The 23,126-nt window shown below is 67.1% G+C and carries 18 protein-coding genes; 4 read left to right on the plus strand and 14 right to left on the minus strand.

Going from position 1 to position 23,126, the window contains the following annotated elements:
* Positions 1–50: 50 nt before the first annotated feature.
* Both JOE43_RS12385 and JOE43_RS12390 read right to left on the minus strand, forming a co-directional pair.
* A complete protein-coding gene (locus tag JOE43_RS12385) occupies positions 51–410 on the minus strand; it encodes a hypothetical protein (RefSeq protein WP_209518106.1) in 360 nt (119 codons plus the stop codon).
* Positions 407–1,558, minus strand: coding sequence for an ATP/GTP-binding protein (locus tag JOE43_RS12390; protein WP_209518108.1), 1,152 nt, complete (start codon positions 1,556–1,558; stop codon positions 407–409). Before JOE43_RS12390 ends, JOE43_RS12385 begins: the two co-directional genes overlap by 4 nt.
* A 161-nt stretch (positions 1,559–1,719) precedes the next feature.
* Here JOE43_RS12390 and JOE43_RS12395 point away from each other — a divergent pair, with 161 nt between their 5' ends.
* Positions 1,720–2,652: a restriction endonuclease gene (locus JOE43_RS12395; protein ID WP_307803362.1), complete on the plus strand. Its 933-nt coding sequence runs from the start codon at positions 1,720–1,722 to the stop codon at positions 2,650–2,652.
* Positions 2,653–2,685: 33 nt separating this feature from the next.
* Here the strand turns inward: JOE43_RS12395 and JOE43_RS12400 are convergent, their stop codons facing one another.
* The 8 genes from JOE43_RS12400 to JOE43_RS12435 form a co-directional block, all read right to left on the minus strand.
* Complete coding sequence (locus tag JOE43_RS12400) at positions 2,686–3,102, minus strand: G5 domain-containing protein (protein WP_156369939.1); 417 nt, start codon at positions 3,100–3,102, stop codon at positions 2,686–2,688.
* Positions 3,103–3,300: 198 nt separating this feature from the next.
* A complete protein-coding gene (locus JOE43_RS12405; protein ID WP_185234013.1) occupies positions 3,301–3,915 on the minus strand; it encodes a TetR/AcrR family transcriptional regulator in 615 nt (204 codons plus the stop codon).
* Positions 3,916–3,959: 44 nt separating this feature from the next.
* Positions 3,960–5,963, minus strand: a complete 2,004-nt coding sequence (locus JOE43_RS12410; RefSeq protein ID WP_307803363.1) for a CocE/NonD family hydrolase — start codon at positions 5,961–5,963, stop codon at positions 3,960–3,962.
* Positions 5,964–6,085: 122 nt separating this feature from the next.
* Positions 6,086–7,930 carry a dipeptide ABC transporter ATP-binding protein gene (locus JOE43_RS16230; RefSeq protein WP_374073072.1) on the minus strand — a complete coding sequence of 615 codons (1,845 nt, stop codon included), beginning with the start codon at positions 7,928–7,930 and terminating at the stop codon, positions 6,086–6,088.
* Positions 7,927–8,895, minus strand: a complete 969-nt coding sequence (locus tag JOE43_RS12420) for an ABC transporter permease (protein ID WP_245187151.1) — start codon at positions 8,893–8,895, stop codon at positions 7,927–7,929. The genes JOE43_RS16230 and JOE43_RS12420 overlap by 4 nt, the downstream gene beginning before the upstream one ends.
* Positions 8,892–9,983: an ABC transporter permease gene (locus tag JOE43_RS12425; RefSeq protein WP_209518110.1), complete on the minus strand. Its 1,092-nt coding sequence runs from the start codon at positions 9,981–9,983 to the stop codon at positions 8,892–8,894. The genes JOE43_RS12420 and JOE43_RS12425 overlap by 4 nt, the downstream gene beginning before the upstream one ends.
* On the minus strand, positions 9,980–11,596 hold the full coding sequence (locus JOE43_RS12430) for an ABC transporter substrate-binding protein (RefSeq protein WP_209518113.1): 1,617 nt from the start codon (positions 11,594–11,596) through the stop codon (positions 9,980–9,982). The genes JOE43_RS12425 and JOE43_RS12430 overlap by 4 nt, the downstream gene beginning before the upstream one ends.
* A 183-nt stretch (positions 11,597–11,779) precedes the next feature.
* Positions 11,780–13,204 carry an FAD/NAD(P)-binding protein gene (locus JOE43_RS12435; protein ID WP_209518115.1) on the minus strand — a complete coding sequence of 475 codons (1,425 nt, stop codon included), beginning with the start codon at positions 13,202–13,204 and terminating at the stop codon, positions 11,780–11,782.
* Positions 13,205–13,255: 51 nt separating this feature from the next.
* Here JOE43_RS12435 and JOE43_RS12440 point away from each other — a divergent pair, with 51 nt between their 5' ends.
* The 3 genes from JOE43_RS12440 (at position 13,256) to JOE43_RS12450 (ending at position 17,559) form a co-directional block, all read left to right on the plus strand.
* Positions 13,256–14,161, plus strand: a complete 906-nt coding sequence (locus JOE43_RS12440; protein WP_209518116.1) for a hypothetical protein — start codon at positions 13,256–13,258, stop codon at positions 14,159–14,161.
* 4 nt (positions 14,162–14,165) lie between these two features.
* Entirely contained in the window at positions 14,166–15,386 is a 1,221-nt protein-coding gene (locus JOE43_RS12445; RefSeq protein WP_209518118.1) for an ATP-grasp domain-containing protein, read from the plus strand.
* 427 nt (positions 15,387–15,813) lie between these two features.
* Entirely contained in the window at positions 15,814–17,559 is a 1,746-nt protein-coding gene (locus JOE43_RS12450) for a lipase family protein (protein WP_245187152.1), read from the plus strand.
* A 768-nt stretch (positions 17,560–18,327) separates the two neighbouring features.
* On the opposite strand, the gene JOE43_RS12455 is transcribed toward JOE43_RS12450, so the two are convergent.
* The 4 genes from JOE43_RS12455 to JOE43_RS12470 all read right to left on the minus strand — a co-directional run bounded on the left by JOE43_RS12455 (position 18,328) and on the right by JOE43_RS12470 (position 23,074).
* A complete protein-coding gene (locus tag JOE43_RS12455; protein WP_209518122.1) occupies positions 18,328–18,750 on the minus strand; it encodes an HNH endonuclease in 423 nt (140 codons plus the stop codon).
* Positions 18,751–19,165: 415 nt separating this feature from the next.
* Complete coding sequence (locus tag JOE43_RS12460; protein WP_209518124.1) at positions 19,166–20,305, minus strand: DNA cytosine methyltransferase; 1,140 nt, start codon at positions 20,303–20,305, stop codon at positions 19,166–19,168.
* 83 nt (positions 20,306–20,388) lie between these two features.
* Entirely contained in the window at positions 20,389–21,081 is a 693-nt protein-coding gene (locus JOE43_RS12465) for a protein NO VEIN domain-containing protein (RefSeq protein ID WP_209518126.1), read from the minus strand.
* Between the two features lie 265 nt (positions 21,082–21,346).
* Positions 21,347–23,074, minus strand: coding sequence for a DEAD/DEAH box helicase (locus tag JOE43_RS12470; RefSeq protein ID WP_209518128.1), 1,728 nt, complete (start codon positions 23,072–23,074; stop codon positions 21,347–21,349).
* Positions 23,075–23,126: the final 52 nt, after the last annotated feature.

The following is a 23,126-nucleotide window of genomic DNA, read 5'->3' on the forward strand; positions in this document are numbered from 1 at the left end:
GAGGTCGCGGGCAGCGCTGCTTGGTGGCCGCCGGCGCAGAGCCACTGGACTCATCGCGAAGGATCGGCCACGTCGAACACCCGCGCATAGTCCGCTTGCACGAGTGGCCACACAGCATCTCGACCCGCGCTCGCGCTCACCGCGGCGTCTGCGAGAGGCGCGAATAGCACGAACTCGTGCGGGATCAGCCGACCAGCCCTGTCGCACCTTCCTTCAGGGTCGGAGAACCGCAGGGCTACCACACCGCCGTCGCGCTCACACACCTCCGGCGCATCCCCAACAGCACCGAAGGCGCGGTCATAGGCGATGAGAGGATCGTCGAGATCAGCCGATCTGAGGAAGCGGAAACCCCAGCGGGCGCCGCGCGTGGCCCAGATGAACCTGTCTTCAGCCGTTGCAGTGCGACTCACTTGAGACTCCTGGAGAGAACGCCCTTGTCCTCCGCCGCGTCGAGGTCGAGCTGGAAGCCAGAGAGCACGGCGGTCAAAAAGTCGTGACGACTCTTGGCTTGCTCGTGCATGGAGCGGACCTTTCCCTGCGACATGTCGGCGAGCTTGTCGAGAGCACTGGCTCCGGCCACCCTCTGCAGGAGTCCGAGAGGCCCCGGCAGTGTGATCTTGCCCAAGAATGTCACCGCGAGCGGTGCAGCGACGTGGGTCAACCGCTCGGCGACCTTGCTGCCCTTCGCGAAGCGCGCAGCCCACCGGATGTGCCGCGAGAAGGGGAGCATCGCCGCCAGCGGCAGGATCAGATCGACACCCACCCTCTTCTCGACGTCGATCGAGCCCGCATCGAAGGCAGCGGACGACAGGACGACGAAGTCCTCACCGATCGACATCGCCTCCGGAGCCTCGGCGAATTCCGAGATCGTCTTCCCGAGCTCGACGAGGTCCTCGCCGCCCTTCTCGATGACGAGATCGCGGAAGTCGGTCACAGTCATGCCCGGGAGAAGATCGGCCTTCGAGAGCGCCACGACCCATATCCGGGGAAAAGTGACGAGTTGGCCCTTGTCGCCGACGACGTCGTCCCGCAGCTTGATGAGACCGTTGCGCAGGTTGGAGAAGAGCGACTTGAGATACCTCTCTTCGTGACCGTCGTTCTCGATGAGCTGTTGACCGTCGACCAGGACGAGCGCCACATCCGACCCGAGGAGCGACTTGAAGGTCTCAACCCGCCTCTGCGCTTCCGTGTCGCCGCTGGGCTCCTGTTCGAACCACTCTCCGGGGTAGTCGTGCCAGATCAGGCGGAGATCTTCGGCGACGCCCGCCTTCTTGGCCTTCGAAGCTCCGGATTTCTTGCGCTTGATGGAGAACGAGTACGACTCGCCCTTGAAGCGGTTAGCCGGCGGGACTGCGCCCGCCCTCTTCATTCCGAGGTAGTTCTGGTGCAGACGCAAGCCCTGCGCTGAGTCATCCGCAACGACGTTGAAGAGGCTCTTGCTGATGAACCGTGGTTCCTGACTCGTGCCGTAGAACGACGAGAGCAGGACTGTCTTGCCGCTCCCGCTGCCCCCGAAGACGGCGATCTGCTGCTCACGAGCCACTTTGTTGAGTTCCATGACCTGAACCTATGTCAGGAAGACGACCGGGCAACGCATCCAGCCAGGGCCCGTCGTCGTCCACGCCGCAGTTGGTCTCGCCGACGCAACGTCAACCCTGGGCGCGCGGCGCTACGTCATGCTGTCGGGTCGCACGCCCGTCAATGCGGCAGAGTACTGACGTGTCCACTTCTGACGATGCTGTCTCTACGGTTCCCATCTGGCCCGAATTCGTCGTGCCTGTGCTCCGAGTGTTGGAGTCTGGTCGCACCTTGCATCGAAAGGACGTCGTCGAGGCTGCGGCCGACCTGGCTGGCCTCAGCAGCGCTGGACGAGCCGAGATGCTCAACTCTGGGGGAACCCGCTACGAGCAGCGAGTGGGTTGGGCGATCAGTCACCTGACGAAGGCGGGGTGGATAAGTCGTCCCGAGCGCGCGCACTACGCCATCACGGAGGAGGGTCACCGCGGACTCGCCAAGTACCCCGGCGGCTTCGACTACGCGCTCGGCAAGGCGGTCTTCGCGCCGTTCTGGCCTGAGCGCAGAAACTCTGCGACGGCGCCGGAGTTGCAACCCGATGTGCAGGACGCCGTAGACATCCTGGATCCCATCGAGCAGATCGCCGACGGCATCAGCCGCATCGAGGAAGAGGTCGGGATAGATCTGCTCGATCGGCTCCGTGAAAGCCACCCCGATTTCTTCGAACAAGCGGTCGTCGATCTGCTCCTCGCCATGGGCTACGGCGGCGCTGAACAGCGTGGCACGCGCATCGGCGGCTCCGGCGACGCCGGCATTGACGGCATCATCGATCAAGACGCCCTAGGCCTTGACCGCATCTATGTCCAAGCGAAGCGGTACAAGGAGGGCAACAACATCGGCCGGGAGACCATCCAGGCCTTCGTGGGTGCACTACAGGGCTTCGGGGCAACACGAGGCATCTTCCTGACGACGAGCGCTTTCACGCCGCTGGCGCAGACATACGTCGAGAACGTGCAGTCACGGGTCATCTTGATCGACGGGAAGAGGCTCGTCGCCCTGATGATCAAGTACCGCGTCGGCGTGCAGGTCAAGAAGACCTTCACTGCCGTCGAGATCGACGCGGACTTCTTCGACTGACTCGGCGTGGACGAGAGGCGGCGAGACCGGCCCTCAGCGTCCGCCGACGCTGACCTCCTGGGCGACGGGCGCGACGACGGTCAGCTCGCTGCGGAGCACGCGGCGCAGCTCGACCCCGTCGGCGGTGACGACGTCGTAGCTGCGGACGACGCTGCCCATGTGGCCTTCGTGGGTGACGACGGAGGTGCCCGAGTCGAGCTCCGGGTCGGTGTAGGTCGTGGTGGTGAAGGCGACGGGCTCGGTGACGTCGACGCGGGTCGTGCTGATGACGGCCCCGGGAGGCGCGGTGGGCGCGGCCGTGGAGGTCGCCTCCGGTGCCGTGGGGGCCGTCTCGGCCTCAGCGCTGGTCTGCGCTCCCATCGTCTCCGCGGTCGCGCTGACCCCGCCGCCGATGACGATGCACGCCGCCAGCACGCCGGCGCTGCGCAGCACACGGCTCTTGGTCGTCATGTCGTTCCACCACTGCATCACTGTCGTTCTCCGAGTATCTGACGACTGTCGGGTAGCCGTCCTCTCGATGCTGGCCGGTATGCGCGGCGGGCGGCACACCCCGTTCGGGTCGGGAGGCCGCGGGGCTGGCCCCAGTCCGGGGCAGCCGCGCTCGAGCCCTCGGCCGCACTGCGGTTCGGGCTCACGACCAGACGGCGCTCACCGCCGGAACCGCGCCCCCGTCTCCTGCTCCAGGAACACCCACATCCACTCCAGTGCCCGCCTCGGCGTCAGCCCCGGCGCCTTCTGGGCCAGCTGCGTCGCGACGCCGTCGCTGTAGGCGGCGAGCTTCAGCGCCAGCTCGGACGCGTCGTCGACGGCGAACGTGCCCGCCTCGGCACCGCGCCGGAGCGTCCGCGTGAGGCACGCCTCCCACACCCGGATGCGGTCGACGTACTCGGCCGCGACGGCGGGCTTCCGCGCGACGGCCGTCCAGTAGTCCGACCACAGCCGCCAGTGCTCGTCGGTCGCGTCGGTGTCCTGGAAGAGCGGCTCGACGAGCATCCGCACCCCGTGGACCGCATCGGGCTCCGCGTCGACCGCCTCGATCACTGCGGCGTAGAAACGAGCGGTCTCGAGCACGACCACCTCGTTGAGGATCTCCGCGACGCTCTCGAAGTGGTACGTCACCGTGCCCACCGAGACGCCCGCCTCCGCCGCGATGTCGCGCAGCCGGGTCGCCCCGAGGCCCTCGCGCACGATCACCGCGCGCGCCGCCTCGACGATCAGCGCCCGCCGCTCGGCCGGCTTCCTCCGCGTCGCCGCCCCGGTCACTGAAACAGCACCCGCACCCGCACCTGCGCCTGCACCCGCCCCGCTCACGCCGATGTCCTCGGCACGCGGTCCTCGAACCACCGCTCGGCCACGAGCACGACCTCCGCGTCGGGCCCGCCGTCGCGGGCCCACGCCCGCACGTCGTTCTCGACGACGAACTCCGTCGCCGTCGCGGTCAGCCGCGACGACGTCTCGAGCCACGCCTTCCACTCCGGCTTCTCGAGTCCGATCCGCCACTGTGACTCGGCGGTGGCCGACAGCGGGTCGCCGTCGACGATCCGGTACGTCTCGCGGCTGTCCTCGGTGAAGACGAGCCCGTCGGGGTACTCGCGCCCGCCGCCGTAGCCGGGGTCGACGTCGAGCGTCCACTCCCCCGTCTCGACGTCGTGCGTCACGCTCCGCTGCGGCAGCGACGACGCGGCGGGCAGCCTCCGCACGGCGAGCGGCTCCGCGTGCGACGGCGGCGCGAACCGCACGCCGTCGTCGCCGGTCCGCGTCCACACCGGCAGCGTCACGGTGCTCCGCGCGGGGTCGACGACGAGCGTCGCCTCCTCGGCGCGCGGCCAGACCCAGGGCCAGTAGGTCGACGACAGGGCGATCCGGAGGCGGTGGCCGGCCGGGAAGGAGTGCCCGGTCGAGACCAGGGCGACGCTCACCACCTGCTCGACCCCCGCCTCCATCGGGACGGCCCGGTCGCGCCCGTGGCGCGCGTCGAGGTTGAGCACACCGCGGGTGACCAACGTCGAGCTGCCGTCGGGAGCGACGTCGCAGAGGCGCACGATCACGTGCGCGTGCGGCACGTCGCTCGTGACGGCGAGCTCGACGACGGCGTTCCCGAGCACGTCGAGCGGCGCCCCACCCGCCCCGACCGGCAGGTCGAAGCACACCGACCGACCGTCCTCCGCCCGCTGGTCGGGCGGCAGGTCCGTCGCGTTGCCGAACGGGAAGAAGCGCCCGGCGTCCATGCCGGTGCTCTGCGGCGAGCGCACGACCACGGTGCCGTCGGCGCCCACGGCGGACGGCGCCGCGAACGCCCCCAGCGGCACCGCCCGCGCCTCCGTCGCCGCCGACGGCCACGCCTCCGCGGCGACCCACCGCCCGGTCCGCGACGCGTAGTACGTGGCGGGAGGCTCCGAGTCGGTGATCCAGGCCCGCAGCACCGGCTCGTCCTCGACGCCGTTCTGCTCGTCGAGCAGCCAGCGGTCCCACCAGCGCAGCGTCTCCTCCAAGAACCCGATCCCCGGCCCCGGAGCCAGCCCGCGGTCCGGGTACTGGTGCGACCACGGCCCGACGATCCCCTTCACCGGCGCGTCGAGATGCGACACGAGCCGCAGCACGGCGTCGCGGTACGGGTCGGCCCAGCCGCCGACCGCGAGCACCGCGGCCGTGATCGACGAGTAGTCCTCGCAGACGCTGCCGTGCCGCCAGTAGTCGTCGCGCTCCTGGTGGGCCAGCCAGGTCGGCGTCATCGGCACGTTGTGCTCGAGCCGTTCGCGCCAGCGGGCGATCCAGTCGGCGCCGACCACCTCCGGTCGGGGAGGCCGCGAGCCGAACGCGAACATCGTGCCGCCCCACGACGCCATGTCGATGCCGAGCACGGCGCCGCCGATGTAGTGCACGTCGTTGTCGTAGCGGTCGTCGGTCGAGCACACCGTCACGATCGCCTTGAGCGCGGTGGGAGCCCGCCCCGCGAGCTGCAGGGCGTTGAACCCGCCCCACGAGATGCCGAACGCGCCGACCGCGCCCGTCGACCAGGGCTGCGCGGCGAGCCACTCGATCAGGGCGACGCCGTCGTCGAGCTCCTGCACCGAGTACTCGTCGTCGAACAGGCCGTCCGACGAGCCCGTGCCGCGGATGTCGACCCGCACCGACGCGTACCCCCGCGCTGCGTACCAGGGGTGCCGCTCGCTGTCGCGCGGAGCCGTCCAGTCGTCCAGCCGGTACGGCAGGTACTCGAGCAGCACCGGCACCGGGTGCTCGACCACCGGCGCCCAGATGCGCGCGTGCAGCCGCGTCCCGTCCGGCAGCGGCACCCACTCGTCCCGCACGGCGACGTCGTACGAGGGGCGTGGGTCCTGTGGGAGGCGTGGGTCCTGTGGGAGGCGCCCGTCCGGTCCCGTGCCGACCCCCACCTCCTCGCCGGCCGCCGTCCCCGGCAGCCCCGACCCGCTCACAGCGACTCCCAGCGCGCGACGCGGTGGCCGTCGCCGTGGTCGTCCCACCCGCCGGTGTCGCGCCAACGCGGCCGGGCGTCGCCGACGGAGGGCAGCTCGGTGGTGCCCGGGTCGAGCGTCGCCTCGAGCAGCGTGCGCGTGTAGGGGTGGTTCGGGCCGCGGAAGACGTCCTCGGTCGAGCCGATCTCGACGATGCGGCCGCCGGTCATCACGGCGACGCGGTCGGCGACGCCGCGCACGACGGCGAGGTCGTGGCTGATGAAGAGGCAGCTCAGCCCCTTCTCGTCGCGGAGCGTCGTCAGCAGGTCGAGCACGCCCGCCTGCACCCGCACGTCGAGCGCGGTCGTGATCTCGTCGGCGATGATCAGGTCGGGCCCCGCGGCGAGCGCCCGGGCGATGCCGACGCGCTGGCGCTGGCCGCCCGAGAGCTGGGCCGGCAGCCGCGCCGCGAAGTCGGGCGTGAGGCCGACCTCGACGAGCAGCTCGGCGACCCGCTCGGTCGTCGCGCTGCCGGTGAACAGCTTCAACGGGCGGGCGATCGCCGCGCCCACCGTGCGCCGAGGGTTGAGCGAGGTGTCGGCGTTCTGGAAGACGAGCTGCACCGACCGCCGCAGGGCGAGCGTGCGCCGAGCGACGGGCTGGGTGAGGTCGCTCTCGACCCCGTCCGAGCCGTGGAAGGCGAAGCTGCCCGACTCGGCGGGGATCAGCCCGGCGAGGGCGGTGGCGAGCGTCGACTTGCCGCTGCCCGACTCCCCCACGACGGCGAGGGTCTCGCGCCGGCCGATGTCGAACGAGACGCCGTCGACGGCCGCGGGCATCGAGCGCCCGTACCGCACGACGAGGTCGCGCGCGGCGACGACCGGCGGTGCCGCCGGAGCGAGGTGCGACCCGCCTCCCCTCGGCTCCTCCGCGTGCCTCCCCAACCACCGACTGATCAACGAACCACCCTTTGACGTGGTTCTTTGATCAGTCGGTGGTTCGACGCCGGCGGAACCCGCACCGGCGGCGCCCGACGCGCTCGGGATGCTGGCGAGCAGCTCCCGCGTGTACTCGTGCCGCGGGTCGGCGAACAGCTCGGCGGTCGGCCGGTGCTCGACGATCTCGCCGTCGCGCATCACGGCGATCTCGTCGGCCATGGTCGACACCACGCCCATGTCGTGGCTGACGAGCACGATCGCCATGCCGAGCTCGACGGCGAGGTCGCGGATCAGCGCGAGCACCGCCGACTGCGTCACGACGTCGAGCGCGGTGGTCGGTTCGTCGAGCACGAGCAGGCGGGGCCGGGCGGCGACGGCCATGGCGATGGCGATGCGCTGCTGCTGCCCTCCCGAGAGCTGGTGCGGGTAGCGGCGCACGATGGTCTCGGGGTCGGGCAGGCGCACGTGGCGCACGAGCTCGAGCACGCGGTCGTGGCCGCCGGGCAGGCCGTGGCTCTCGAGCGCCTCGCGCAGCTGCTGGCCGACGCGCATCGAGGGGGTGAGCGCCTGGCCGGCGTTCTGGGCGACGAGAGCCGCGGTGCCGCCGCGCAGGGCGCGCGTCGCCGCGTCGTCGAGGGCGAACACGTCCTGACCGTCGACGGTGACGCTGCCGCCGACGATGCGCGAGCCGCGCCGCAGGTGGGCGAGCAGCGTGCGGGCGACGGTCGACTTGCCGCTGCCGCTCTCGCCGACGAGGCCGAGCGCGCGGCCCGGCTCGACGGTGAAGCTGACGCCGCGCACGACGGGCACCTCGCGGCGCCCCGCGGCGTACGAGATCGAGAGGTCGTCGACGCTGACGACCGGGTGGGAGGCGGCGCCGGCCACCCGGCCCGCGCCTCCGACGGTCTGGGGTGCGGTGGTCACGAGACGGCTCCCTTCTGGGCCCGGTCGATGCCGAGCGACTTGCTGAGGCCGTCGGCGCTGAGGTTCAGGCCGATGACGAGGGTGGCGAGCGCCACCACGGGGGCGAGCGTGCCGAGGGGCACGACGGTGAGGGCGGTGCGGTTCTCCTGCACCATGAGCCCCCAGTCGGGCGTCGGCGGGTTCGCGCCGAAGCCGAGGAACGACAGCGTCGAGATGAGCAGCACGATCCACGAGGCGCGCATCGCGTACTCGACGAGCACGACGTCGGTGACGTTGGGCAGGATCTCGCGGAACACGATGCTCAGCGGCTTCTCGCCGCGGGCGCGGGCGGCGGTGACGTAGTCCTGCGTGATGACGGTGCGGGCGGCGCCGCGCACGACGCGGGTGACGGCGGGCGCGTAGACGACGGTGACGGCGAGCACGATCACCCAGAGCCCCGAGTCGAACACGGTCACGACGACGAGCAGCGCGAGGATCGACGGCACGCTGAGCAGCGCGTCGACGATGCGCATGACGACCTCGTCGAACCAGTTGTCGGCGTAGGCCGTGACGCAGCCGAGCACCGTGCCGATGCCGACCGCGATGGTCGTGGCGAGGAACGTCACGAGCAGGGCGTAGCGACCGCCGTTCAGCGTGCGAGACAGGATGTCGCGCCCGTACTGGTCGGTGCCGAGCCAGTGCGACCAGCTCGTGCCCGTGAGGGCGGCGGTCGAGTCGGTGGCGACGGGGTCGTGGCCGGCGATCCAGGGCGCGAGCACCGCGAGCACGATGTGCAGCGCGATGAGGCCGAGCCCCAGGCTGAGGGCCGAGGAGGCGCGGAGGCTGCCGGTCAGGCCGGTCGCGGCACTGCGCAGTCGCGTGCCGACCGTGCGCGGGGCGGCGGGCTGTGCGGACGACGCGACGCGCGCCTCCTCGGGGCTCGTTCGGGTGCCGGTGCTACTGCCGGGGCTGGTGCGCGGGCTCATGAGCGGCCCTTCCGTCGGGTGCGGAGCCTCGGGTCGAGTGCGAGGGCGATGAGGTCGGCCGCGAGGTTGCAGACGACGTAGACGAGGGCGCTGACGACGGCGATGGCCTGGATGGTGGGCAGGTCGCGGGTGAAGACGGACTCGAGCATGAGCTTGCCCATGCCGGGGTAGTTGAAGACGTTCTCGACGACGACCACTCCCCCGAGCAGCCAGGCGACGTTGAGCGCGACGACGTTGAGGGTGGGCAGCATCGCGCTCGGCACCGCGTGGCGCCAGACGACCTGGCGGGTGGAGAGGCCCTTGAGCTCGGCGGTGGTGACGAACTCGGAGGCCATCACGTCGATGGTCGACGACCGCGCGGTGCGCACGATGTAGGCGGCCATGGCGAGCGTCAGCACGATGACGGGCAGCCACACGGCGGGCAGCAGCTCGGCGATCGTGGCGCTGTCGCCGCGCAGCACGACGGCCGGGAAGACCGGGATCGCGACGGCGAAGAGCAGCACCAGGATGGTCGCGACCATGAACTCGGGCACGCTCATCACGATCAGGCTGATCAGCGAGATGGCGTGGTCGCTCGGGCGTCCGCGGCGCACGCCGGCGACGACGCCGAGGGTGAGCGACAGCGTGACGCCGACGAGCATCGCCGGCACCGCGATCAGCATGCTGTTGCGGAACGCGATGAGCAGGTCGGGGCCGACGGGGGCGCCGCTGACGAGCGAGACGCCGAAGTCGCCGTGGCTCGCGCCGAGCAGCCACTGGCCGTAGCGGGCCCAGACGTTCTGGTCGAGGCCGAGCGTCTCGCGGAGGGCGGCGACGGCGTCGGGGGTGGCGTCCTGGCCGAGCAGCTGCTGCGCGACGTCGCCGGGCAGGGCCTGCACGGCGAAGAAGACCAGGAAGGAGGCGAGCAGCACGGTGAGCAGGGCGGTGCCGACCCGGCGGGCGACGAGGGCGAGCGTGGCGAGGCCGGCCCCGCTGGGTCGGGCGGGCGTGCGGGAGGCGGGGGCGCCTCCTCGGCTCCCAGCGGGCGTGGCGCCGGTGCCGGTCGTGCCGGCACCGGTCGTGTCGGTGCGGGTGTCGGAGGTGCTCATGCGCGGAGTCCGATCTGCAGGTAGTCGAACTCGAAGCCGTACTCGCGGTAGTTGACGACGTCGCGGCCGAGGCCGACGAGGCGGTCGCCGAACATGGGCGTCATGTCGGCGGAGTCGTCGACGATGACGCGTTGGGCGTCCTGGTAGAGCATGCGTCGACGGTCGTCGTTCATCTCGGCACGGGCGGAGTCGAGCAACCCGTCGAAGGTGGGGTTTGACCAGGCGCTCTCGTTGTACGACGAGCCGGTGCGGAAGATCTGGTTGAGCAGCTGGTCGATGGGGCGTCCGGTGAACCAGTAGCTGACCATGAGCGGCTTCTGCATCCAGATCTGCGTGTAGTAGGAGTCGGAGGAGGCGTTGCGCACGACGAGGTCGATGCCCGCCTGCTTGACCTGGTCGCGGTAGGCGACGGCCATCGGGGTGAAGACCGACTCGTAGCTCGAGGTGTAGATCTCGGTGCGGAGCCCCTCGCGGCCGGCCTGCTTGAGCAGCGCCTTGGCCTTCTCGGGGTCGTAGGCGCGCTGGTCGTCAAGCCAGATGGCCTGGGTGGGAGGCACGGGGTTGTCCCAGCCGGGGCTGCCGGTCCCCTGCAGGGCCGTGTCGACGATGGCCTGGGGGTCGTAGGCGAGCTTCATGGCCTGGCGCACGAGGGGGTCGCTGAACTCGGCGGAGGTGTGGAGCATCGGGATCGTGTACCACTGCGCGTTCGCGGAGCGGGCGACGGTGGCGGTGCTGGAGGCGCTGACGACCTGGGCGGTGGCGAAGTCGAGGTTGGTCTGCGAGATGAGGTCGATCTGGCCGGCGAGGAGGGCGTTGACGCGGGCGGTGGTGTCCTGGATCGAGTAGAAGTCGATGCCGTCGAGCACGGGGCGCCCGGCGAAGTGGTCGTCGAAGGCCTCGACGCTGCCGGTGCCGGCGGGCTCGAAGCTGCTGAGCGTGAAGGGACCGGTGCCGATGCCGGTGGTGCCGATCTCGCCGGCGCTGCCGTCGGGGATGACGTAGCACTGGTACGCGGTGAGCAGCGAGGGGAACTCGGCGTTGGCGGTGAGCAGCTCGAAGCGGAGGGTGAGCGGGTCGGGGGCGCTCATGCTGCCCGGGCCGATCATGGCGGCGAGCACCTCGCCCTGGGGCGAGGCGGTCGCGGGGTCGAGGATGTGCTCGATCGAGTAGATGGCGTCGGCGGCGGTGAAGCGGCGGCCGTCGTGGAAGGTGACGCCGCGGCGGAGGCGGAAGGTCCAGGTGACGCCGTCGGGGGTGGCGGACCACTCCTCGGCGAGGTCGGGGACGGTGACTCCCTGCTCGTCGAGCTTGACGAGGCGGTTGTAGAGGGCGCCGAGGTACTCGTAGGCCGAGAGGGAGCTGGCAGAGTCGAGCGTCTCGGCGGCGCTCGCGGCAGGGCGGGCGATGCGGAGGCGTCCGCCGCGGGCGGCCGTGCCGGTGGCGGCGGCCTCGGGGATGGTCGGGGTGCTGCGGGCGGGGGTGCACCCGGCGAGGGTGAGCAGGCCGAGCCCGGCGAGGCCGGCGAGGCCGGCGGCGCCGGCGAGGACGGAGCGCCGGCTCGGGCCGCGGGCGTCTCTGCTCTCGGGTCGGTGTTCGGGGACGATCGGTGTCATTCGGGATGGCCTTCCGTTTATCGTTCGGGTGAACGATAGGGGAAGGTCGCGCCGGCGGCGAGGCCGCAGGAGCCCCGGAGGCGCGGGTCGGCTGCGCACTCTGCACCCCGCGATCCCCGCAGCCACGGGCCTCCCGCGTGCCCCGCCCCCTCCCCCTCCCGCCCTCGAACCTTCACGCAGTCGTTACACGACCTCGCTGGCAGACCGCCCTCTGCGCTTTGAATCTCCGTGGGGATCGGGACGGTCGAGCTCAGCCGCGACGGCGCTGGCCTGCCTCATGATGGCGTCCACGGCGTTGACGACGTAGCAGCTCCCCTGGGCCAGGGCCCCGACCGCGAACAGCTGCCGAGACGGACCCGCCGCGACGAGTCGGTTCGTTCGGGGCGACACGGTCACCCCGCCGAACGGATTGCGGGCCGCAAGCCCCTGGTGGACCAAGCTCCGCACGATCGGTGCGTCCACGTCGGCCAAGTCGCGGTGGCCGTCTCGGCGACAGTCGACCGTCGTCGCGGCTCCACGAGCACGACGCCGCCCCCGGCGCCCCGCTCGCTCGACCGACAACCGGCCGTCATCCATGGCCTGGGCGAGTTCTTCCGCCACGGTTCCGGGCATGGGATTGCACACCGCCTGGGTGACCACGTGGAAGCGCGTCAGGAAGAGGCGCTTCTCACGACTCGAGATGCGCGCCCAGGCCGGCCTCATCACCTCTTCGGACAGCAGGACCACGAGCCCCCTCCACGTCGGACTTCGCTGAGCGTCGAGACCGTCTTGGATCCATCGCCGAGGATCCGTGCCGAGAGCAGACGCCGTGAGCGGCTCGACATCGATCCCTGACGCGACCCCTTCACGCACCAGCCCAGAGAAGAGCTCGCGCAGACCGAAAGTCGGAACCGATTCGACCGCGTCGGCGGTGAAAGCTCGGAGTTCGGTCGGTGCCGCGAGTTGTCGAACAGTCGGCAGCAAGCCCCTGCGGGACATCATGGTCACGGCCGCGTCCGACTCGCGGAGGATGACACGCACAGCGTCGAGAGCCGTCAGCCCACAGCCGAGGACGTCGACCTCGTCGAGACCAGCCACGGTCTCGGCGAGTTGCTCCAACGGGGTCGCAGCTCCGCCCGAGGCGTTCGTAGCCCAGCCGGTGCAGAGCACCACGGCGTCGAACGTGCCGAGTTCACTGTGCGAGCTCGCGAGCCGGAACCCGCGTGAGTCCTCGTAGACAGCGTGGACGCGGCTCTGCCGCGGGGTCACCGCGCCGGTCGCGATCAGCTCGTCGAGCGCGTCCCGGAGGTAGACCCCGTACGCAGGACGTGACACCGGTAGCTCCGGTGCCGCGCCTCGACGACTCCGGAACCACCGTTCGCAGTGGCCGTCATCTCCAGGCACGACCGACATGTACCGGAGGGGCGCGTTGAGGAGCGGCTGCATGGGGTCTGGCCCGTAGGGAAGACCCATCCCGCGCCGTGAGGTGCCGATCTCGGGGTCGAAGACGTGGATCGCGACAGGGGCTCGCTGCCGGATGGCCCAGGCCGTGGCGATCCCGGCCGCACCGCATCCGACGACGGCCACTGACCTGACGACAGGAGATCGACACTGATTCTCATTCACCATGAGACGTAGGTTAGGCGACATGTCACGGGTAGTGTTTCGTCGGTGGGGAAATTGACTCAGCGAACAGCACTGACCTGCGTCGCGACGGGCACGCTCGGACAGGCAGCGGGGAGCGTCGTCCTCGGCCACGGCGTCGAGCCGGGCGGAGCCGTCGCGAACACGCTGATCGCGTTCGTGGCGGCAGCGACGATCTCCGTCGCCGTGCTCGGACCTCGAGGCGCGCGCCGGTTGGCCGCGCTGCTGACGTCGGTCACGGCCGCCCGGAGGTGGAGCCTCCTCCTCCTCGCCGCGACGAGCGCGGTCTTCGGAGGCTTCTACCTCGCGATCACGATGATCGACGCTGTCGCCGTGAGCTCGCTCGAGGCAGGGATCGGCCCCTTCCTCGCCCTCTTCCTCTTCCCGGTGCGAGGAGGGTCGCTCCGACGAGCTGCGGCGCCCAGCATCGTGCTGCTGCTGTCCGTGGTGGTGGTCCTGCTGGTGCTGGGACGCGCTGGAGCCCAGTCGAGCTCGGCGGCGGCGATCGGCCTCGCCGTGACGGTGGTCGTCGGGGTGGCCGGCGTCGTCATCGTGCTCGCGTCCCAGCGCCTGCGGGCACACGGTCTCACGGCCACGGACATCAACGTCGTCCGCTTCGTGGGATCGAGCGTCCTCTTCGCGTTGATCGCCGGTCCGGTCCTCCTCGTCGGGGGGCCTCCGGTCGGGGTTCGACCGATCGTCGCCGTCCTCCTGATCGCCCTCCCCTTCCTCGTGCTGCAGATCGGCATCGTCCACGGCGATCCCCTCCGGAACGAACTCGTCATGTCGTCCCTGCCTGCCCTCGTCTACGTCGGCTCCTCGCTCCGAGAGTCGACGTGGTCACTCGCGCTCGGCGGCGTGATGCTCGCCGTGCTCGCCGTCGCGACCATCGGAGCCCTCGTCGACGCCTCACACCGCACCACCCCCTCCCACGAAAGGTGACCCCGTGTCCCAGCCCCGCCTCCGAGTGCTCGTGATAGACCCCGAATCGAGCGGAGCAGACCTCCTGTCGGCCCTGAACGAGAGAGGTGCCGAGTGCACCACCTACTGGCAGGACGACGTGTTCGTCAGGAAGACGTCGGCGGAGGCGACGCGGCCCGAAGACCGCTTGCTTGCGATGGCCCGTGCCACCGACTTCGACGCCGTCGTCGCCGCGTCCGAGAGCGCGGTCTCGGCAGCGGAGGTGGTGGCCGAGATGCTCGACCTGCCCACGAACGATCCCGCCTTGACGTTCGCCCGACGCGACAAGGCGGGGATGATGGACGCCGTCGAGCGTGCGGGGCTCCCGGTGCCGACGAGCCACCGAGTGTCTGGCCCTGAGGAGGTAGCTGCACTCGCCGAGGTCATTCAGCTCCCGGTGGTCGTCAAGCCCACGGCGAGCGCCGGGAGCGATGCGTGCCTCATCGCGCAGTCGTGGCAGGAGGTCAGCGACCACGTCGCACGGACGCTCTCGGGTGTCTCCATCCTGGGTGTCGAGCACGCCGCACTGGCGGTGCAGGAATACATCGATGGGCCGCAGTACTTCGTGAACACGGTCAGCGTGAGCGGCCAACATCTGGTCACGGAGGTCTACTCCTGCAGCTTCCGAGAGGTGGCCGGGGCTCCCCACCTCGTGTCCGGCCGCTCCTTCGAGCGTGAAGACGACCGGGTGAGGGACGTCGCCCACTACACGCTCCGCTGCCTCAACGCACTGGGGGTGCGTGACGGAGCAGGACACACGGAGGTGCGGGTGAGGGCCTCCGGCCCGGTCCTCATCGAGTTCAACGGCCGGTTGATGGGCCCGACTCAGCCCGTCCATTTCTTCCAAGAGGCTCAGGGCTACAGCCAGGCGACGGTCTACGCGACAGCGCTCACGGAGGGCCATGAAGCAGCTGAGCGCCTCGTCGAGCAGGGCCGTACTCCAGTGACGCTGGCCTACCACCTGCTGACCGCCCCGCGAGAAGGACGCTTCCTCCGCTACGAGATGGACGCGCTGGCGGGCTTGCCCTCGTTCCGGCGCCTCCACAACAGAGCGGCGCCGGGCTCGCTGGTCACGCTGGCGAACCGGGTGACGACGGCCGACCTCGGCATCGTGTTCCTGGCACACCCCGACGAGGACGTCGTGGAGGCCGATCTGTCGAGCCTGGCTGCCGCAGAGCTGGACGGGCGCATCGTCACGATGGAGTGAGAGCAGACACGGCGGTCCCCCCGCGTGCGACCGCGGACCCGCCTTGCCGGCCACCACTCGCCAAATTCATCCGGGGACCGGCAAAGTCGGGTGACTTTCTTCGTTTCCCATTCCGCATCTCGGGCGGCGCTGGCACCTTGTGGGGTCCGCTCGAGCGGTGGGCGAGGCCTCGGAGGCGCTGCACGCGGTCACGTGCTGAGCACACCGCGGCGGGACTGTCGTTGCGAATGGACATGGGCGGCGTCTCGAGCTCGGGCGGGGCGTCGGCCCTCTCATCTGTGACGTGGACGGACACCCCTGACCTATAGCCTGACCATCGATCACGTTCAAGAACAAGGCACTTCAACCGGGGGCATCATCCATGAGCAGTCGACCGCACCTCCTCTTCCTGCACGGAGTCGGGACAGGAGATCCGGACGATCGGTGGATGGTGGCTCTCTCGGGCTCACTGGTCAGTCTGGGCTACCCCTCGTTGAACGCTGACCACCTCATTGCACCGAAGTACGCACATGCCCTGAAGGGGTGGGACACCAAGCAGAAGATGCCCTCCGCCGGGGTCAAGTCACCTGCTCGGGAGGACGCCCGACGCAACCGGCGCGAGTTCGAGCTCCGCACCGGCGCCCTCGAGTATCGGCTCGGGCGCACCGCGGCGGGTCGCGTCGTGCCGGGCTCGGACACCGTGGTCGATGTCGCGTTCACCATGCCGCCCTTCAGGCAGGCGCACAACTACCTCCACGATCCAGCCGTCCGGGCCCAGGTCCTCAACCTCGTCCTGGCAGCGCTCCCGTCCGAGGGCGAGATCGTCATCGTCGGCCACAGCCTCGGATCCGTCATCGCTGCCGACCTCCTGCGTCGACTTCCCGAGCGTATCCGCGTGGTCGGCATGGTCACGATCGGAAGTCCCCTCGCCAACGGAGGCGTCGACGTCGACGATCTCCGGTCGATGCTGGCCGAGCCCCCGATCAACCTCGACTGGTGGGTGAACTTCTGGAACGGGTGGGATCCTGTCGCTGCGCACCGCGGTCTCTCCTCGGTGTTCCCATGGATGCTCGACTTCCGCGTCCCGTCCATCCCCAACGTCCATGTTCACGACGCTGTGCAGTACCTCGCCGATCCGATCGTGGCGAAGGCCGTCGGCTTCGCGATGTTCGGTTCGCTGTCACGCGAAGTCGTCCTCACCCACAACGACGTCGACGTCCCGCTGGATGAGACCGAGAAGATCGTGTTGCTCGCCCTGCGGTACTCGCACCTGGTCCTCGGCCAGCTCAAGGGCGATGTCCGCTCGCGCTACGCGGGCGCTCTCCGGCAGGTCCAAGCAAAGGTGGTCGATGACCTGATCGAGCAGAGGCAGGTCGTCGGGGCATTGCTGCCGAGCCGACTCGTCGAGCTGACCTTCGACCCTGCTGACGCCGATGCCGCAGTTCCTCTGCCGTCCCCCGTCGGCCACCTCGACAAGGAGCATGCTGTGGTCTCGATGACCGTGCTTGCGTCGGAGAACGTGATCAGGCCGTTCGAGATCACCGTTCCTCGAGAAGCGTCGAGGGCGGCCCTCATGGAGTTGAGCGCGGAGTCGGGCCTCACGAGCGCCTTCGGCGGGGATGTCTTCCGAGCCACCCAGGAGGCACAGAACGCCCTCAGCGCGAGCAAGGGCGCCAACTGGCTGAAGATCGGTGCTCTCGGTGCCGGTGCTGCAGCCATCGTCGTGGCCACGGGCGGCCTCGCACTCGCGGCTGGGGCGGGGCTCGCCGGCGCCGCCGCCGTGACGAGCGCGCTCGCCGCCTTCGGCCCTGGCGGAATGATCGGCGGACTCATCACTGCCGGCAGCCTCGTCGGTGCAGGCGGTGGTGGGATCGCCTTCGGACTCGCAGGCTCCGGGACCGCTTCAGAAATCGTGGAGGCCGTCGTGATGCGACAGCTCGCAGCCGCGAAGCTACGTCAGTTGCATGGGCTGGACCAGGATCCGGGGGTGTGGCGCGGCCTCGTCGAGATGGAGCGACTCGTCCGCCGGGAGCACGAACGGCTCGACGAGTTCTCGGACCTGACTACCCCGAGCCTGAAGAACCTCAACGAGAAGATCAAGATCCTCGCGGGGGCCCTCGACTACTTGCGCGATCAGGGGCTGGAGCCGGGTGCTGACGTGTTGCCCGGAACCGGGGCCTCATCCAAAGGCTAGGTCTCGGACGTCTGAGCGGCTGCTCTACGGCCCGCCCGCGGGCCTACCCCGGTCAAGCACCCCGTACTCGAGGTGCGCCGGCGGCACCGCTCCTGATCACGAGAAGAAAAGGATCGTGAAGCTCTGCGAAGGTGACCATCAACGGTTCGGCATTCGACATCACACGCGAGGCTGTCGAGGCCGCCGTCGAAGGCCCCTCCCCTGGCCCCGTCTCCACGTATTCGACGATGATCCGCCGCCGCCGCTTTCGCGTTAAGCAAGTCCCGTCAGCCGTTACGGGGCTCTCCAAGTCGCAGTTCCATTCAGGAAGCGCACAAGACGTCCCGCGACGAATCGGCTTTGAAGTGCTCGTCGGCGGGATCGACGACTACGTACCGCCGGCGAAGACCGGACGAGTCGAGCGAACGGCGATCGCGCATGCCGCCCAGGTCGCTTTGGGGCCTGCCTCCGGCGGCACACCTACTCGCTCGACGGCAGGAGTGTCATCTGGATCACAGCCACTTCCGCGCAACCACGTCTCTCACTGGGCCCCCGCGCCTCGCCTCCCCAGGCAACAATCTTCCGCGCGAGTGTTCTCTCAGGAGGCGATGGCCAAGCCAAAATAGTCGATGTTCACCACGCTCGGCACCGTTTCCATATTTCGACTCTCGCTAAACGCTCTATTCCTAACGCTTCATCATGGTCTTCTACTAGACGGTGCGGCTGGGCCCTGCAAACCAAAAGCGCAGGCTAGCTCCGGACCGGCAAGAAAGCACCTTTACTGCCCGTTCACCCGCTTGATAACGAACTGTTCTCTCCGACCTCAGCGCAATCAGCTTTAAGGCGGTCTGGCGTAATCCAAGGTGTCTGATGAACCATCTGATGGCAGTTGCTACAAAGGAGCACCAAGTCATCTGACATCGTTATCACGGACCCAGAGACGTGCAGCGGAAGAATGTGATGCACCGCGATGTAGCCCTGCCCCCGGAGCCCATAAGCCTCCCCAAAATTAATCCCACAGACTTCACAGTCGAGCTGTTTGCCATCCGAGCGCACGCGCTGACTTTTCTTTTCTCTCAGGCCTCTGTCGCGTTCACTTTTGCGAACAACAACTGTGACGAGACCACCCTCCGCTACCTCAAACTGATTCAGATCGCCGCTCGGCAGAGGCTCAATGCCCTCGATGATGAGACGTCGGATCAGCAGGGCCATTGAGTGCATTGACTCGGGTTCCCGCTCGAAATCAACGCGTACACCTGCATCGAGTGAGTTGCCCTTTGTGGGCCGCCCCCTATAACTCGGGTCGGACGCCGCGATGTCAGCCATCTTTCGTCGCACGGATGCGGGGCTCCGAAAGGTCACATCACGCCTGTCCAACGCATGAAATTTGACCCTGTGCAAAAGAGCGGATAGCTCAACGACCTGCGGATCTTTCGTACAGAGCTGCGGGCTTGTAGGTCGAAGGAGGTCGGCGGCAAGAATGATTTCTTCTCTTACCCATAGTATCTGCATGGATCGAGCTTGCGCGAGAAGGTCGACTCGATCCACAGCTGAGCGCATAGCCTTACGTTGAGCTACCAATATATCAATTTGACAGGCAGGCCATCCACCTTGGCGTTGAAGAGAATTAATCCGCCCAGTCGACGGAAGTAGCCAGAATGGGCTTCAGGTAGTTATTTGCGAGCCAAGTTACAGCAGGCACGGCAACGGCGTCGCCAAAACCGAAAAGGGCCTGATTATTGCGGACGCCATCAAGAGAAAAGTCCGCTGCGCCCATGAGCCGGGCATACTCGAGGGGCGTCATCCAACGCACTTGCATGCTCGGCCCTTCAAATCGAACTACTGCTTGCTTGGACGATCCGCCACGTGCCGTTCTGAGACAACCAGATATGTCGTCAGGACGAATCTCCCAACGCGCAACGCCCTGCCGCGTTCGTCGATAAGCCGATCGGTAGACAACATGTCCTTGCTCGCCAAAGACGGAAACACGGTCCCGCTGAACTGGCGATAGGGAATCGCGGAAAGCCAGTACACGGGAACTATCCCACCATCTGCCGTCGCCCTCCGGAACGTCCTCTACGAGGCCTCCGAGCCCGTCCATCAACGGAAGGGGCAGGGAAGGCAGGTCCGCCTGGTGAGTCTTTAGAGTTGGGTCGGAAAAGACCCATTGAAGCCAGCTCGGACGCGCATCCGACACCGCGACGCTAGGTGCCGGCGGCTCGATGCAAGCGATCAAGAAAAGGCGCGGTCGTGACTGAGGAACGAAACGACGAGCGTCGATAGCTAGAACATCTACGGAATAACCGAGCTCGTTGAAAGCCTGAATAGCAGCCGTTAAGTCGTCGCCCCCGTGTGACGTGGCGAGACCCGTGACATTCTCGAGAACAGCGATGGGGGGCAAAGCGCCTCGTTCGCCGAGGTCGCCTAACACGTCGATAAATTTCCAAAAAGTCCCGGACGCCTTCCCCCGAAGGCCTGCCCTCGACCCAGCAAGTGAAAGATCTGTGCAGGGCGATGACGCCCACGCGACCTTTGCGTCCTGCGGTAACGTGACCGCCGAAACGGCACCGACGTCACCTAACTCGAAAACGTGCCCCTCGCTCGTACCGAAGTGGCCCTCGTACATGGCTTTTTTAGCGGGCTCGAAATCGTTTGACCAGGCCACGTCAAAGCCGGCGGCCTCCAGCCCCAGACGCGCGAGCCCGATGCCTGCAAAGAACTCCAGGACCTTGGGGCCGGCGGGAACCGTATCTGCGACTTTCTTCACGAGCTCAGCTTACGGACCTTGATCAACCCCGTTCTATTCCCGAGGGCCGCAACTGCCACTGATCTTCGCCAATGGGCACAGGATCAGCGTGCACGTAAACGGCTCGAATGCAACAGCCGAGCATCGGCTGCAAGCTCAGCCAAGCTCGGTAGCTCGATGCTTGGTGGAACGGAAAGAGAGCTCGCGTTCCACGCGTCTCCCGCGGGTCGCATTCTGCAGCTCTCCTCCCACCTAAACCCAGCAGGTTCTAGTGGAGCCATACGAAGGACCTCTTCGCTCAATAGCTCCCGAATACCCGCCACATGTTCGTACCGGATCGAACCGGCGGTAATTGCAGAGTTAGAAAACTCGACTTGTATTATTCTCCACGATGAACCAATACTTTGCATTTTTTCAAATTCATTTCGGGAGAGATGAAAATGCCCCTTTGTTGACTCTAGGCAACCCTTGACTTCGTAACACATTAGGCCTTGAGCGCCAGAGACCTCAATATCATACCCGTACCGGTCTGAGACATCCGCAACATGTGTAACATGGCGACCGTCACTTACCAGGGCACTCAAGGCGACTAGCTCAGCCGCCCGACCAATTCCTAAAGCGACTTCATCTGGGTGGCTGTTAACGGCAGCGGAGGCCTCTTTGAGCACCTCCTCGAGGTCGGCGCCGAGCCACTCCAGCGCTTGAGCATCAGCAGAGGGGATAAATTCCAAGCGAACCTCATCTGATACGACGGCAATATTTAGCCACGAAGGAGGTGCAACTTCGAAAATTAACATAGCAATTCTAATAAGAGTCTTTCGATCGGCCTGAAAGGAAAGCGGACGCAGACGAACATCGAGAACGTAGGTTGGCCCCCTACTAACCAAGTTATTCAGAAGAAGCCAAGCCGCAACGGGGCTATGGTCCATGGCACCGGCAAGAAATGACGCACGTCCGGCAGCGGCCGAAATCCATGCATTAGTGGAGGCAATCCTGCCAAGACGAACAGCATGGCTGAGAAGGAAGACACTATGGACGCCCCCATGCGAGGCCAACACGGCCCTAACGACCGCTCACGTGGCGATACACCTGACTGGCGTCACTAACTTCGGCCGGCAAAACGACGACGTCCTCGTCCTCACTCGGAAGGGCGATTTGAACAAGTCCTGGATCATCCATCAACTCGCCCAGAGCTCGAACCTTGTCCTCGAGACGAGCGTCCACCACATCGTCGATGGTGCCCTCACTTAGCAGGAGCGTGAAGCGCGTTTCGACCTTCTTGTCCAGCCCCAGTCGATGAATGCGATCCTGACTCTGAAGAAAGTTTCCCGCGCTGAAAGTTCGATCAAGGTAAATGGCGTGATGGCACCAATGATGCAAGCTAATCCCCTCCCCAGCTGCGGCAGGGTTCGCGATTAAGACTGAGCATGCGTCGTCATTTCTGAACCGATCGAGCTCCATCTCTCTTGTAACTCGCCCGGGGAGCGCCGACGTCTCACTCGGCACACCACCGTGGATAACTGCTGGGTTAAAGGCTGCTAGCTCCCTTTCCAAGACTCGGATGTTCTTGACGAAGGTGGTCCAGACTAGGACTTTGTTGTTGTCACGTTTAGCCTTTGTGACCTCATCAACAACGAAGTCATACTTCCAGGGGCGTTCATACTTCTGATACTTACCAAGAAGAGTCGCGAGAGCTTCACCGGGCCTAATATCAAGAGGAGGATGCAGGAATCCATGCTGATCCGACGCGTCAGACCCAGAGACTAGGAGAGCGGGATTACTAGCGGCCTCGAGAAGATACATCACAATCCGGCCCAGGCGATCAAATTCCCGGCGTGAATCCGCTGGCAGACTCAGTTCGCCCCGGTATCGTCCGAGAAGCGCGTTGTAGATTGCCTGTTGGACGGGCCGCATCGGACGTTTGACCACGGACCAAACTGGTTTGGGAATGTCGAGTTCCGACTTCCGCGTACGTACGAAGTAGGGGCGAATTGCCTCGCCGGTTCTTTCCACAACATCCGGGTCTCGGGTCGAGGATTCGTCGTAGGTGTTCGCGGGCAATATCATACGGTCTTGGCCCGGATAGAGAAACTGAATGATAGCTACGGCGTCGCTAGCTCCTTGCGGAGTGGGTGTTCCGGTAAGTACATCTCTTCGCCGCGCCACGTAGGCCAAGTCAAGGACCGCGCGGCCGTGCACGCCTGCTACTCCCCGCTTGATGCGGTGCGCTTCATCAAGCACGACCTGGGTAGGCGATCCAGCTACGTAATTGCGAATACGTTCGTAGTCACCGGCCACTCTGTTGTAGTTCGTCAGAAGTATGCCCCTCGGGGTGAAGTCTGACGCGCCGGGTCCGGTATGGACATTAATCCGAGGCGCCATTTCAAAGGAATCCGCGGAATCGACACGCCAGGCTTCAAAGGCAGCAATTGGACCAATGACGAGCAGTTTGTCGACGATGCCTCGATGGCGCTGAAGAGCAAAGTTCGCGAGCGCTACGGTCGTCTTGCCTGCTCCAGGTACGGAGAAGTCAGCTCCATGCGGCAACGCAAGAAGGCGCGCCAAATTGACTAGCTGAAAGGACTTCAGAGGACGAAGAAAGCCCGCCTCGATGAGTTCCTCCGTGAGATAGGACAAATCCGTACTTGCGCGCTCGGAGAGGGCCGCCTCGCGACGGCGGCGGTCCTCTCCAACGACCTGCAATTGGCTCTTAAGTCGGGTACCAAGTTGCAGCTCGGCACCATAGAGACCACGAACCTCGCGGACCCGAACTAGCTCAGCTAAGAACACCTCAAGCCGTACTCTCAAGGTCAGAGAGTTGCCTCCGATGACACCCCGGCCA

Source organism: Frigoribacterium sp. PvP121 (assembly GCF_017833115.1).
Lineage (GTDB): Bacteria > Actinomycetota > Actinomycetes > Actinomycetales > Microbacteriaceae > Frigoribacterium > Frigoribacterium endophyticum.